Source organism: Roseibium sp. (assembly GCF_965276855.1).
GTDB lineage: Bacteria > Pseudomonadota > Alphaproteobacteria > Rhizobiales > Stappiaceae > Roseibium.
Genome location: NZ_OZ255700.1, coordinates 3,695,511 through 3,708,965, shown reverse-complemented (window position 1 = coordinate 3,708,965; position 13,455 = coordinate 3,695,511). Strand labels below are relative to the sequence as shown.

Here is a 13,455-nt window from a genome sequence, read left to right as displayed (position 1 = left end):
TGAAGTTTTCGTCCCCGCAGCTGACATTGGGAACGCGTACCTAAATGCGCTCCCAATCAGCCGCGGGCAACTAAGATATCAACCAATAACCAAACGTTCTAAATCCCGCGAATGCTGCCGCCGTCAATCCGGATCTTGCTGCCCGTCACATAGGACGCACGCTCTGAACAGAGGAAGGTGACGACATCCGCAAATTCATCCGGCCGGCCATAACGCCCTGCCGGTATGGCGGCTGCCGACTGTGTTGCAACGTCCTCGACGCTCTTGCCAAGGCGTTTGGCCGCCGCTGCATCCAATTCATCGACACGGGTCGTATGAATGCGCCCGGGCATTGCGATATTGACGGTGATCCCTTTCGACGCGACTTCGGTGGACAGTGTCTTGGACCAGCCGACAAGCGCCGACCGAAGGCCATTGGACAGGGCCAGGTTCGGGATGGGCTGCTCAACACCGGACGAGGAGATTGTCACGATCCGGCCCCAGCCGGCTTCTTCCATGCCCGGCAGACAACGGTTGGCAATATGGATCAGGTTGGCGACCATGGTCTCGAAATGTGCCATCCAGTCGGCACGCGCCGGATCCGTGCTGCGTCCCGGAGGTGGGCCACCCGCATTATTCACCAGAATATCTATGTTTCCAGCTTCCAGCAGGCTGTCCAGTACCGCATCGACTTCAGCGGCATTCGACACGTCCAGCTTTTGAGCCGTGACAGAGCCATCTGTCGTCTTTGCCCACTCTGTGATCGCATCCGCATTCCGGGCCGCGGCGATCACATCGGCGCCTTCTGCCGCCAGGCTCTTCGCAATGGCGGCCCCCAAACCACGGCTAGCACCAAGAACAAGCGCCCGTTTTCCTTTGATCCCAAGATCCATCAGTTTAGTTCCTTCAGTCTTTCTTCTTGACGCGCCAAGAGCGCATCGACTTCGGCCTGCGCCGCTTTGGTGAGCCCGGCACCTGGCCGCCGCAAGGCAGCACTGCCGATCACACCCCGTTTGGCAAGCACATATTTCCGGACAGCCAATCCGAGACCCGGCTGCTGCTCGTAGCGGGCCAGCGGCAAATAAGCGTTGAAAAGGTCGCGCGCCCGCGCAGCGTCACCAGCGTTCGAATAACGCACAACATCCCGCATCATTTCCGGGTAACAAAAACCAGTCATCGCACCGTCTGCTCCACGGTCCATTTCCTCCGGCAGGAACAAACCGCCATTGCCGCACAGGATCGAGATTCTTCGGGCAAGCGCCCCCTCTGCCCGCAGTGCAGAGATCTTTTCAAGGCCCGGCCAGTCCTCATGTTTGAGGCATACACAGGTCGGGACGTCTTCAACGATCCTGGCAATGGCGCTTACCGGAATATGCACCCCCGTTGCCAACGGGAAATCCTGCAAGACAAACGGCACATCGCCAATGAACTCAGCCGCCTGTGTGTAATAAGTGACGACCTGAGCATCGGTCTTCAGGTTGCCGGGCGGTGCAATCATCACCCCGCCTGCGCCAGCATCCATCGACGCTTTGCTGAGTTCCGCCATCTGAGCGAACCCCGGTGCTGAAACGCCCACGACCAAGGGAATACGCCCGTTCAATCGGGCAAGGATCCTTTTAACGACCTCAAGCGACTCCGCCGTTGTCAGCTTGGGAGCCTCTCCCATCATGCCCAGCGCCGTTAAACCGGTCGCACCGGCCTCCAGATAGAAATCCACCATCCGGTCGACACTCTCCATATCGAGAGCGCCATTATCGTTGAACGGCGTCACAGCGATCACGTAGACGCCCTGCGCCTCTTCCGTCAGTCGGGTCATACCCGATTCTCCCTTTGTTATCCGCAGGTTCTCAGCGCCAGTTGACCGATCGCGGCAGCTGTTGCTGCCTGACACGGATCGACAACCGGCAAACCTGTCTTTTCTTCAAGCAGTGTTCGATATTGCGCCATCCCCGCACATCCCGTGATGAGGACATCGGCGCCAAATTGATCTCTCAGCGTTTCGCCAACCTCTGCCAATCGGGCGACGGTCCTGTCCGCATCCGCGAGATCCAGAACACCGAGCCCGAGCGGCAGATCCGCGGCCAGCCGGTCCCGAATACCAAGAGCCCCGAGATACCGTATATGCCGCTGAATGGAAGCGCGGCCCAAAGACAAGATCCCAAAACGTTGACCCAGCATCATGGCCTGGAGGTAGGCGCTTTCCGCAATGCCGAGAACCGGTACGGTCTGCGCCTCCCGAAGCGCCGCCAGACCTGGGTCTGAGAAACAAGCAACCACAAAAGCAGAGGCATCTTCTTGCAAGCCGCTGGCAAGCTTCAGGAGGGGACCAACAACGCCATCGACATGTGCCTGCGTTTCAATCCCCGCAGGCCCCTCCTTGAGGGTGAGGCAGGAAATCGGAACCGGTGATATCTGACGCATTGGAGCAATGGCATCATCAATCCCGTCTGTGACATGTTCTGAACTGTTGGGATTGATCACATAGATGGTCATGCAGGCATCTCCAGGCAGCGGGGCGCGATAGCATTAAAACTGCACCCTTTTGTATTCTCCGCGACCCTGATCGCCCGCGCCTGTGCCGCATCAATCTCGGCCAATGCTCCGGCAGTATCGAGCCCTATGGGCTTACCATTGTCCAGCACATGCCGGCCGGCAACCCAGACATCCCGAACTGCACGTTCAGCCGCTGCATAAATCAGGCTGCGCAAGGGATCGTGCACCGGTCGCATGGATGGGGCCGTCAGGTCGACGGAAACAACATCAGCCGCAGCCCCGGGGAACAAACGGCCAAGATCACTGCGACCCAGCGCCTGTGCACCGCGAACGGTCGCTGCATGAAAAACCTCGGCCGTATTGATGTCTGCGAAATCGCCGGACCGGCACCGAGACTGAATTATGGCCTCGCGCATTTCCTCGAGCATGTTGAAAGGAATGGTGTCGGTTCCAATCCCCACATTGACTCCTGCTCTTAAGTACCGGCCGAGACTTTCCATACCTTGTCCGGAGCGTGCGAAAGTCACGGGGCAATGAGCAATATTTGTCCCTGTTGCGGCCAGCGTTTCAAGGTCCTTTGCTGTCCGCGCACGGGTTAAGGGGTGATGATCCAGACAGATGCCATGCCCCAAGATCACATCTGGGCCAAGAACACCGATTTCCTGCAGCAAGGAAACGGGCCCCTTGCCATGGCGGCGATAGAGTTCCGTGACCTCCGCCATCGTTTGGGCAGCGTGAACCGTCAGCCGCAATTTGCGGGATCTGGCTTCATCCAGAGCCCGGACCAGAAAATCCGGATGGCACGTATCGATCTGGGACGGTGCCACCACGCCGGTCAACCGGCCACTGCCATCAACCGCCAACCGATCGAGAACCGATAGGGCTTCATCGCGCGCAGTGTCTCCTGCGGCCTCATCCCACTCATAGTCCAGTGCCTTTCCTTCTGTTAGCCGCCAGCGGGCCTGGCGGAAACCTGGGGCAAGCCAAACCCTGAGGCCGCTTTCGGCGGCAATGCCGAGCCAACGCGGGTGATCACCCGCTATATCGAGGCAGGAGGTCACGCCCGAGGCGAGAAGTTCCGACAACATCAAGGTTTGGCAGGCGGCCTTCGCATCGGCATCAGAATCGATCAGCGTCGAAAACTCATATAGGGCATTGCCCCAAAGCTGCGGTGTTCCGGTGTCATCGAAGAGCCCCTTGGCAAGCGGCTCGTCTCCGGAATGGCAATGTATATTGACCAATCCCGGCATGATCAGCCGGTTGCGCCCGTCCACTTCAAGATCCGCAATGCCTTGCCACGCAGCCCCCACATGCAGGATCCCGCTGTTGTCAAAAGCAACGTCCAGGTCCCGCCCGTAGACATGCTTGCCACCTTCCCACCGAACCACCCAAGAAGCCTTGCGGATAACCGTCACGTTCATGCGCTTGCTCCGTAGCGTTGTGAGGACCAAAAGCCCTTCGGGACAGTCAGCGCGGATGTGCTGTTTGTCCGGTCGATCATACGCTCGGCCTCAAGGGCAGCATCCCGCAAGATCGCCTCCTCGCAAGCCTTGGTGGCCTTGCCACCTTCAACAACGACCTCGCCCTGCACAAGTACTGTGTCGACGTCGTTGCCGTTTGCAAAACAGACCAGCCGATGCGCCGGCATATTCGGCGGGTAAAGGTGCGGACGGCGGATATCCACCAGCACGATATCGGCATCCTTACCCGGTTCCAGCGATCCGATCCGGTCTTCCAGTCCAAGCGCCCGCGCGCCTTCTATCGTTGCCATTTCTAGTGCCCGGCCCGGTGGAAGCACACTTGGGTCGCGGAAATGGCGGCGATGATAGTGCATGGCCTGTTGCATGTGGCGGAACATGTCCGAGGACCGGTCCGGCGCGGTTGCGTCAGAGCCCAGCGCGACGGTCACACCTTGATCCATCAATTCGATCGCCGGACACCGGCCCATGATGGAGGCAACGGCCGATGGATTATGGGCGATTTTTGTTCCGGTGTCCGCACATAGAACAATCTCGTCGTCATGTAGGTTGACTGCGTGGGACAGCAGCGCATTCTCAGCCAAAAGCCCGAGTTTTTGAGCCCTTCGGATGGACCCGCCCTGATGCCCGTCCTGTGTAAAGACGACATCAACTTCCCGAGCAGCCTGTGCAACGCGCTGCGATTGTTTGCAGGCCGTCACATAAACATCAACCGGCATTGTGTGTTCGTGTTCGTCCCGCAGTACCGGATAAAGCAGCGCGACATTGAGCCGCCCGTTGTCTGCGTCGTGCCATCGCGACAGCAGGTCGAGGCTGGTTCCAAACTGCGTATCAAAATCCACCGGATGCGGATCTTTGCCGCCATCGGAATACACCAACGGGTGCGGCGCACGGGTTGGGCCGACAGCCATGACCGTGCGCCCGCCGAGTGCGCGCACGCCTTCCATATGGGCATCACCATACTCTTGCGTGTCGGTCCGCATGATCGTATCGCCGCCGCCGAGAAGTGACAAACCGCAGGTTACCCCAAAACGGATGCGTTCCAGTGCGGCAAGGCGCGCTTCGGCATTCCAGTAGTCCGGTGTTGATCCGGTCGTGTAAACTTCACCGCACAGTGCTTCCCAGGCATCGCCGTCATGCATGGACATGGTCTTGATAAGCGCATGTCCAGCGTGTGCATGGACGTCAATCAAGCCGGGAATGATCACCTTTCCTGTTGCGTCGATCCGGCGGGGAGCATCGTGTTCTGCGGTAACCTCATCATGTGTACCGACTTTGAGGATCTTGCCGTCCTCAATGGCAATGGCGCCGTTATCAATGATCCGGCGCTCTGAGTCGACTGGGATTACGGTACCGCCAAGGATTAAGAGGTCAGCCATGCGCGGCTCCTGTCAAATCGGGAAGTGCGCGCAAGTTAGGAACACCATCAACCGGCATGGAAAACCCCGTGATATCTCTGGAAAATGCAACGGCACGCAGTGGATTGTAGAGTGTCAGCCACGCCGGGTCTTGTTGAAGAAGACGGTACGCCTCCCGGTAAATCGCCTCACGTTCTGCAGAATTGTCGGTCTCGCGTCCCCGGTCGATCAAAGCTTCAACGGCGGTGTTGCAGTATCCCTGCCACCAGGCCCCGGCAATCCGACTGTCGATCTTCTCGTAGAGCACCCGGAAGGTGGACATCGGACTGGAATCGAACACGCACAGATCCCGGATCTCTTTGCGCCGAACCATGTGTGCATAAGCTTCACGATCTTCGTGGATTTGAACGGACAACCGGATCCCGATATTGGCGAGCTGTTTGGCCAACACATCCGTCAAGTGCTGCGCCTCATCCGGCAGGCGTGTCGGACAATCAACGGCAAGCTCCAATCCATCTTTGTATCCGGCGTCGCGGAGCAGCTGTCGGGCGGTATCGGGGTCGTGCGGCACACGCTGTGCAGCATCCGCTCCAAAGTGCGCGGGACTGACAAACCCATGGAGAATTTCGCCCGCGCCTCCAAGCACGCCCTGAACGACAGCGTCCCGGTCAACCGCAAGGCTCAGTGCCTTGCGCACTCTCGGATCGCGCAAGGGTCCCTTGTCAACATTCAAGAGATAGATGATCGCGACCGGCGCCCGGTAGGTGTGAAGCGCAACACCGTGCCTTTCTGCATGAGGGGGGATGGCTGCGGCCATCAGTGCCTCGCCCGCCGCAACAGCCGCCAAACGCTTGTCGGCGTCGGGCTCGCGGGCGATGCGAAGGGATGTGTTTTTCGGCTTGGGCCAGTGACGCACGCCAGATGCCTCCAGCACCAGCGTGTCTTCCGAGCGACCCGCAAGCCGGAAAGGCCCCGTGCCGCAATGGGCGCTTCGGTCGCCGGCATCCAATGCCTCAAATGCACTTGGGGCAACAACAAACGCTTGAACCAAGACATCACAAAAGTCGGCCATGGGTTCAGCAAGTGTGACGGTCAGTGCAAGACCAGACGCTGCATACACCGCCCCTTCAAGATACTGGCGCCAAACGGCTGGTGAGCCGAGCGTGTAGCCCTTGTCCTCCCGCGCCATCCGTTCAAGCGAGGCCTGAACAGCGGCGGCATCGCATTCCGTTCCATCGTGGAAGGTCACGCCGCTGCGAAGGAAAAACCGCCAGATGCGTCCGCCGCCGGACACTTGCCAGCACTCGGCAAGGCCGGGAACGAACTTTGTTCCCTCAAGCCGCACCAAGGTGTCGTAAATTGCGCCAAGCACGCTGAGTTCATCTGCCGCATCGGTACAGTCGTGCGGATCACCCAAGGGTGTGCGGGCCTGGAGAATTGTCACGCTCATGCCACGTCCCGCGCCGGCTCATCAATCAGATGACAGGCGATCTGCTGCCCGACACCATTTTCCTTCAACACCGGGCGTTCGACAGCACACCGCTCCCAGGTAAACGGACAGCGCGTACGAAAGCAGCATCCGGACGGCAGAGACAGGGCCGACGGCACTTCCCCTTTCAGATCCAGCTGGGTCGATTTTTTAGCCGGATCCAGAGATGGTGCCGCCGACAGGAGCGCGCGCGTATAGGGATGACGGGGAGCTGAAAAAATCCGGTCGCGGGGTGCTGTTTCGACAATGAATCCCAGATACATCACCGCGACCCTGTCGGCGATGTGATGGACGACACTCAGGTCGTGACTGATGAACAGATAGGCCAGGCCAAATTCATCCCGGAGGTCCATCATCAAGTTAAGGATCTGCGCCTGGATGGACACATCGAGTGCGGAAACGGGTTCATCCGCAATAATCAGCTTCGGGTTAACCGACAGAGCCCGGGCAATGCCAATCCGCTGGCGCTGACCGCCGGAGAATTGGTGAGGATAGCGTCCTGCATGCTCGGTGTTGAGCCCCACACGCGCCAACAGCTCTTGCGTTCGAGCATGCGCTTGGGCCCAGCTGCCGGTTTGCTCGGCCAGCGGCTCTGCCACGATGTCGCGCACCTTCTGCCGCGGGTTCAAGGACGCATAGGGATCCTGGAAGATCATCTGCATTTTCGAGCGGACCGGCAGCAGCTCCTTTGGCGACAAGTCCTGGATGTCTTCGCCTTCAATACTGACGGTTCCAGCTGTCGGGTTATGAATGCGGGCGATGGTCTTTGCGACCGTCGACTTGCCACACCCAGACTCCCCGACAAGAGCAAGCACCTCGCCTTCCTTCACTTCAAAAGACACGCCATTGACCGCATGAACCACCCGCTTGGGCGCACGCAACCGGCCCTTTTCAAATTTCAGCCGGTCCAGAAGTCCGCCGCCAATGTCGAACCGCTGTTCAAGGCATTTGACCTGTAACATCGCCGTCATGCCGGTTCCTCTTCGACTGGAAAATGACAGGCGGTTAACCGGCCTGTGTCCTGCTCTGCCAAAACCGGCTCGATCTCTGCGCAGCGCGCCTGTGCCCGAGGACATCGGTCCTGAAAATTGCAGCCTTTCGGCAGTTTGCGAATGTCGGGAACGGCTCCCGGGATCTGATCCAGCCGGTGCTTGCGATCCGATGGATCCGGGATCGACGCAATCAGGCCTGCTGTATACGGGTGCCGCGGCGTATCGATGACCACGCGTGTCGGGCCGCGTTCCACGACCTTGCCGCAATAAAGCACCGTGATGTGGTCCGCCATTTCGGCAACAACGGCCAGATCGTGGGTCACAAGGATCATCGATGCCCCATGCTCGCGCACCTGTCGCTTGATCAACTTCAGGATTTGGGCCTGTATGGTGACATCCAGCGCAGTCGTTGGCTCGTCGGCAACGATAAGACGCGGTTCGGCGAGCATGGCAATCGCGATCACCACGCGCTGGCGCATGCCACCTGAAAACTGATGCGGATAGGACGACAGGCGGTCGGCGGCCTGATTGATCCCCACATCCTCGAGCATCTGAATGCAGCGCTTGCGGCGCGCGGCCTTGTCCAGGTCCGTATGAAGGCGCAGCATTTCGTCCATTTGCCGCCCGATGGTGTGCAGCGGATTGAGCGACGTCATCGGATCCTGGAAGATCATTGCGATCTCCTTGCCCCGGATCTGACGCAGCCGGTCTTCAGAAGCCCCCGCCAGATTTTCGCCGTCAAACGCGATCTGCCCGCCTTCGATCCGGCCAGGCGGATCAATCAGACCGAGTATGGAAAACCCGACCACGGATTTGCCGCCACCAGATTCGCCGACGAGACCCATGATTTCGCCCTTGCCGATCTGGAAAGAAACGCCGTCAACGGCCTTCACCGTTCCGGCAAAGGTGTGGAAGTGCGTCCGCAGATCCGCGACCTTGAGAAGTGGTTCTTGCGTGTGTTCCATCACTTCAGCCTTGGATTGAGTTCGTCACGCAGAAAGTCGCCGAACAGGTTGATGCCGAACACCAGAGCCATGATAAACAGGCCGGGGAATACGGATACCCACCAGAGCCCGGAAAACAGCACATCAAAACCGTTCTTGATCAGGAGGCCGAGGGACGGCTGTGTAATGGGTACGCCGACCCCCAGAAACGACAGGCTCGCTTCAATCAGGATGAATGTGCCGACCTGAACGGTGGCAACAACAATTAAAGGCGTCGTCACGTTTGGGAGAATATGACGGCCAATGATCTTGCCGTCGCGCAGTCCGGACACACGGGCGGCTTGGACATATTCGCGGCCAACTTCCGAGAGGGTTTGCCCACGAACCGTCCGTGCATAGACAACCCAGCCAACCGCCGTCAGGGCGATCAGGACCTTGTCGATGCCGGTGCCGAATGCGGACATCAGGAACAAGGCGATCAGCATGGACGGAAAGGACAGCTGTATGTCGGCCACCCGCATCATGAAAGCATCCACGCGTCCGCCAAAATAGCCGGCCAACAGGCCAACCAACGTCCCGAGCATCAGCGAACACACCATCGCGGTGACACCAATCATCACGGAGATGCGTGTGCCGTAGAAGATCGCCGCTAGAACGTCCCTTCCCTGGCCATCCGTGCCGAGCAGGAAACGTGGATCTCCGCCCGACAACCAGGCCGGGGGTTTGTAACTGTCCATCAGATCCAGAGCTGCGATATCATAAGGATCCTGCGCCACCAGAAACGGTCCGAACAGGACAATGACAACGAAGCAGACAAGGATCAGGCTTCCAGCGATTGCCGATGCGTTGCGGCGGTAATTTGAGAAAAACTCGGAGGAGAAAAACGCGGTCATCATGTCATTTCACCGTGATGCGCGGGTCGATCAGCGTGTAAACGATGTCGACAATGAGATTGATCACCACGAAGATCACCGCCACCAGCATCAGGTAGACAACGATTACCGGACGATCCGCACGGTAGATGGAATCGATCAGGAGTTTGCCGAGACCCGGCCAGGCAAAAATGGTCTCCGTGATGGTGGCAAAGGCAATCAGATCGCCCAGCTGAATCCCGAATATCGTCACCACCGGGATCAGAGCATTGCGCAGACCGTGCCCATAGAGAACACCACGCCGGGAGACACCCTTGGCCCTTGCGAATTTCATGTAGTCCTGACGGGTCACTTCCATCATCCCGGCACGGGTGATGCGCAACAGCATTGCCATAGTCGCAAAAGACAGCGTCAAAGACGGCAAGATCACATGGCTCCACCCATCAGCAGTCAGAATGGACCATTGCACACCAAGGAACGCTTCAGTGTCACCGCGCCCGGAAGATGGGAAAATCCGCCATTTCACCGCAAACAGGAAGATCAGCATCATGCCGACCCAGAAGCTCGGCAAGGAAATCCCGAGCAGCGACCCAGACATAATTGACCGGCTGGAAAACCGGCCCGGATTCGCCCCGGCATAAACGCCAAGCGGGATGGCGACAAGCGCTGACATCGCCATGGCAACGAGCACCAATTCGAGGGTCGCGGGTAAGCGTTCCAGAATCAGGTCGAGAGCCGGTTCGCGAAAGACGTACGAGCGACCGAAGTCTCCCTGCAGCATGTTCTGCACAAAAATAAGATACTGTTCCGGCAGCGAGCGATCGAGCCCGAGAATGCGGCGGGCCTGTTCGATCTCGGCATCGGTCGCGTCAATCGGCACAACCATGAACACCGGATCACCGGTGAAACTCATCATCAAAAACACGATGATAGACACGGCCCAGAGCACTATCAGCATCTGAATGAGCCGCTTGATGATATAGCCCAGCACGTTGGCGGACCTCCCCAATTCCCCTCAAGAAGATGCGGGATGCAACAAGCACCCCGCAGCTGCGTTTTATTGGGCCACGTCCATGTCGTAGGCCCACAGGAATTTGTCCGTGCGCGGAGTGAACTCGATTCCGTCGCGCGCACCGTAAATGTCCTGTTCGTAGTGAACCGGGATCATCGGAATGTCGCGCATGAGGATCTTCGTGGCCTCTTGAAGATGCGCGTCCCGCTCTTCGACCTTGGCCGTGCTGTCTGCCTTGTCGATCAGAGCATCAACTTCCGCATTGGAGTAGCTGCCGCGATTGACCTGACCATAGCCCTCGCGCTTGTCCCGGCTGTAGAAAAGCGCGCCGTACATGGAACCCGCATCTCCGGAAGGCACGTCCCAGCCGGACATGATGAAGCTGGAATTTTCAGTTGGAACGCGGATGTAGCCCCAGAAGTTGGATTTCGGCATCACGTTGAGCTCTACATTGACACCGATTTTGGCGAGCATGCCCGCAAGTGCCTGGGCAATTTGGGCATCATTGACATAACGGTTGTTGGTTGCGTCCAGCGTCAGGGTGAAGCCATCAACACCGGCCTCCGCCATCAACTCCTTAGCCTTTTCAAGGTCATAGGGGTACATCTCGCGGAAGTTCAGGCCATCGACAAACCCCACATGACTGGATGGAACATACTGTTCGGAAGGCGTGGACAGGCCGCCCATGATCGCACGCTGAAGAGCGGTGACATCGATTGCACGAGCCATGGCCTCACGAACCCGCCGATCTGTCATCGGGTTTTTACCGTCAATGGTCGGGCTTTTTTCCCGCATGTCGAGCGCAAGGACGAGGTTCAAGAGTGAGGGACGCGTGACCACTTCGAAACCGCCTTCGCCTTTCACGCGCTCGACATCCCGAACTGCCAAATCCTGTACGATATCGACTTCACCGGTCAGCAGAGCTGCAGTCCGGGTCGCCGGATTAGTTATCGGGCGGAACGTCACGTTCTCGATCTCGGCCTCACCCATGTAGTAGTCGTCAAAGGCCTCGAGTTCGACCTTGTCCTCCCGGACCCAATCGACGAGTTTGTACGGCCCGGTTCCCATCGGGTTCTGTTCCAGACCATCGTTGCCGACCTTGTTCACATGGTCTTCGGACAGGATCAAAATCGCGGCAAGGTCATTGGGAAGCGCCGCATAAGGCGCAGGCGTCTTGATCTCGACGGTGCGATCGTCAATCGCTTTGAAGCTCTCGATATTGGCCGCAAGATTGACCATCAGGGATTCCTTGAGGCGGTTGAGCGTGTAGACGACATCAGAGGCCTTCAGCTCGTCGCCATCGTGGAACTTGACGCCGTCGCGCAACTTGAAATGCCAGGTCGTGTCGTCAATCAGCTCCCAGCTTTCGGCCAGGCCGGGCTCAAAGGTCAGATCCGGCGTGCGGCGGACGAGCGGGTCGTAAATATGATAAAACATGATGTTGGAGGAGAGCTCCTCCCCGGCCTGCGGATCCATGTGGGTCGCATCCGAGGTCAAGCCAATTGTCAGGCTCTTTTCGGCCGAGGCCGCCCCAACTGTAAGAGCCGCTAAACACACGGACGCCGCCAACGCCCGAAGCGCAGTATTAATTGTAGACATATCTTTGTCCCCTTTGGGTTCTGGTAGGGTGACAGGCGTTGACCGCCCTTCTGGTTATGCAGCCGTCCTCTTGAGGACGGACTGAATCTCAATCTGATAGCCTTCCGGATCATCGAAAACGAACGCTCGGATCCCGAGCTCTGCGCTGTCACGCGGATCAGTCAATGCCGCAACCTTTTGGGCCCGCGCCCAATCATGCCAGGCATCAACATCAGGAACCCGAAGGCAAAGCTGCACCGGCTTGTCGACGCTTGCCCGCTTGGCACCGCGCGATTGATCGACCAGACCAACATGCGCTGCGCCGGCCAGCTGATAAATCTTTGACCAGCCTTGATCGATGGCAAGCCTTGCGCCCAGCACACGCTCATAGAACTCTTGAGCGCGTGGCACATCATGGAAATACAAGAACGTGATTTGAAGCTCCGGCGCGGCCGGCATCTCAAGGGCAATCGACATAAGAAATCCTCTCGAACACCATTGGTATACCAACGGAACTCCAGGTGTCAATGCAGCAAAAACCCGCGCAAGAGACTTGCGCGGGTTAAAAATTGGGTTTGACTAATATTTAGTCAGGAGAGCCGATGAATGTGTGCCAGGATCGCTTCGCGGGCATTTTCGATATGCCGGCGCATGGCAGCTTCGGCTGCATCCGGGTCGCGGGCAAGAATTGCGTCTATGATTTCAAGGTGCTCACGGGCACCAGGCTCAAAACGCGACGGGATTTCCCCCTGATCGAAAATACGGGTTTTAAGCTTCAGGCCCTGGATCATCTCTGCCAGCAGTTTGGATCCGGCGGTTTTGGCAATATGCATGTGTAAATCAAAATCAAAATCGGCATGGGTAACAGCGTCCGGCCGATCATTTGCAAGGAATTTCTCAATCGTAGCCTTGAAGTTCAACCAATCCTCGGGGGCAGAGTTGACGCTGGCTGCCTGCCGCGCCGCCTCGCATTCCAACAAACGTCGCACATGCAATATCTCAACGATTTCGGACACCGAAATCCGGGAAACAGTCGGCGTCCCCCGCGCACTTCGAGTGACGAGACCTTCCGTGATCAATCGGGTTATTGCTTCCCGAAGAGGTGTCCGCGACACACCGAGACGCTCCGCAAAGGCGCGCTCTTGCAAAGGCGTACCAGCCGCGAGATCACCGCAAAGGATCATCTTGCGAAGCCGCTCCAAGGTATGCTCTGTTAAATTTGGCTCTGCTGCCTGTTGTACCGGCATGAGTTTCCTACAC

At 58.2% G+C, this 13,455-nt stretch carries 13 protein-coding genes; all 13 read right to left on the bottom strand.

Annotated elements, in window-relative coordinates:
• Window positions 1-98 precede the first annotated feature (98 nt).
• The 13 genes from ACQY4Z_RS17095 to ACQY4Z_RS17035 all read right to left on the bottom strand — a co-directional run bounded on the left by ACQY4Z_RS17095 (window position 99) and on the right by ACQY4Z_RS17035 (window position 13,442).
• The gene (locus tag ACQY4Z_RS17095; protein WP_428523231.1) at window positions 99-872 is read right to left on the bottom strand and encodes an SDR family oxidoreductase; all 774 of its coding nucleotides are present in this window, start codon (window positions 870-872) and stop codon (window positions 99-101) included.
• On the bottom strand, window positions 872-1,795 hold the full coding sequence (locus ACQY4Z_RS17090) for a dihydrodipicolinate synthase family protein (RefSeq protein ID WP_428523229.1): 924 nt from the start codon (window positions 1,793-1,795) through the stop codon (window positions 872-874). Before ACQY4Z_RS17090 ends, ACQY4Z_RS17095 begins: the two co-directional genes overlap by 1 nt.
• A gap of 17 nt (window positions 1,796-1,812) precedes the next feature.
• Window positions 1,813-2,472 (bottom strand): aspartate/glutamate racemase family protein, encoded by a 660-nt coding sequence (locus ACQY4Z_RS17085; protein ID WP_428523227.1) that lies wholly within the window; start codon window positions 2,470-2,472, stop codon window positions 1,813-1,815.
• Entirely contained in the window at window positions 2,469-3,893 is a 1,425-nt protein-coding gene (locus tag ACQY4Z_RS17080; protein WP_428523225.1) for an amidohydrolase family protein, read from the bottom strand. The genes ACQY4Z_RS17085 and ACQY4Z_RS17080 overlap by 4 nt, the downstream gene beginning before the upstream one ends.
• On the bottom strand, window positions 3,890-5,329 hold the full coding sequence (locus ACQY4Z_RS17075; RefSeq protein WP_428523223.1) for an amidohydrolase family protein: 1,440 nt from the start codon (window positions 5,327-5,329) through the stop codon (window positions 3,890-3,892). The genes ACQY4Z_RS17080 and ACQY4Z_RS17075 overlap by 4 nt, the downstream gene beginning before the upstream one ends.
• Window positions 5,322-6,758: an ABC transporter substrate-binding protein gene (locus ACQY4Z_RS17070; protein ID WP_428523221.1), complete on the bottom strand. Its 1,437-nt coding sequence runs from the start codon at window positions 6,756-6,758 to the stop codon at window positions 5,322-5,324. The genes ACQY4Z_RS17075 and ACQY4Z_RS17070 overlap by 8 nt, the downstream gene beginning before the upstream one ends.
• Window positions 6,755-7,768 (bottom strand): ABC transporter ATP-binding protein, encoded by a 1,014-nt coding sequence (locus ACQY4Z_RS17065; RefSeq protein WP_428523219.1) that lies wholly within the window; start codon window positions 7,766-7,768, stop codon window positions 6,755-6,757. Before ACQY4Z_RS17065 ends, ACQY4Z_RS17070 begins: the two co-directional genes overlap by 4 nt.
• Window positions 7,765-8,754: an ABC transporter ATP-binding protein gene (locus ACQY4Z_RS17060; RefSeq protein ID WP_428523217.1), complete on the bottom strand. Its 990-nt coding sequence runs from the start codon at window positions 8,752-8,754 to the stop codon at window positions 7,765-7,767. Before ACQY4Z_RS17060 ends, ACQY4Z_RS17065 begins: the two co-directional genes overlap by 4 nt.
• Window positions 8,754-9,629 carry an ABC transporter permease gene (locus ACQY4Z_RS17055; protein ID WP_428523215.1) on the bottom strand — a complete coding sequence of 292 codons (876 nt, stop codon included), beginning with the start codon at window positions 9,627-9,629 and terminating at the stop codon, window positions 8,754-8,756. The genes ACQY4Z_RS17060 and ACQY4Z_RS17055 overlap by 1 nt, the downstream gene beginning before the upstream one ends.
• A 1-nt stretch (window position 9,630) precedes the next feature.
• On the bottom strand, window positions 9,631-10,596 hold the full coding sequence (locus ACQY4Z_RS17050) for an ABC transporter permease (protein WP_428523213.1): 966 nt from the start codon (window positions 10,594-10,596) through the stop codon (window positions 9,631-9,633).
• Between the two features lie 66 nt (window positions 10,597-10,662).
• Complete coding sequence (locus tag ACQY4Z_RS17045) at window positions 10,663-12,216, bottom strand: ABC transporter substrate-binding protein (protein WP_428523211.1); 1,554 nt, start codon at window positions 12,214-12,216, stop codon at window positions 10,663-10,665.
• A 54-nt stretch (window positions 12,217-12,270) separates the two neighbouring features.
• Window positions 12,271-12,672 (bottom strand): VOC family protein, encoded by a 402-nt coding sequence (locus ACQY4Z_RS17040; protein ID WP_428523209.1) that lies wholly within the window; start codon window positions 12,670-12,672, stop codon window positions 12,271-12,273.
• Between the two features lie 113 nt (window positions 12,673-12,785).
• The gene (locus ACQY4Z_RS17035; protein WP_420340671.1) at window positions 12,786-13,442 is read right to left on the bottom strand and encodes a GntR family transcriptional regulator; all 657 of its coding nucleotides are present in this window, start codon (window positions 13,440-13,442) and stop codon (window positions 12,786-12,788) included.
• Window positions 13,443-13,455 lie beyond the last annotated feature (13 nt).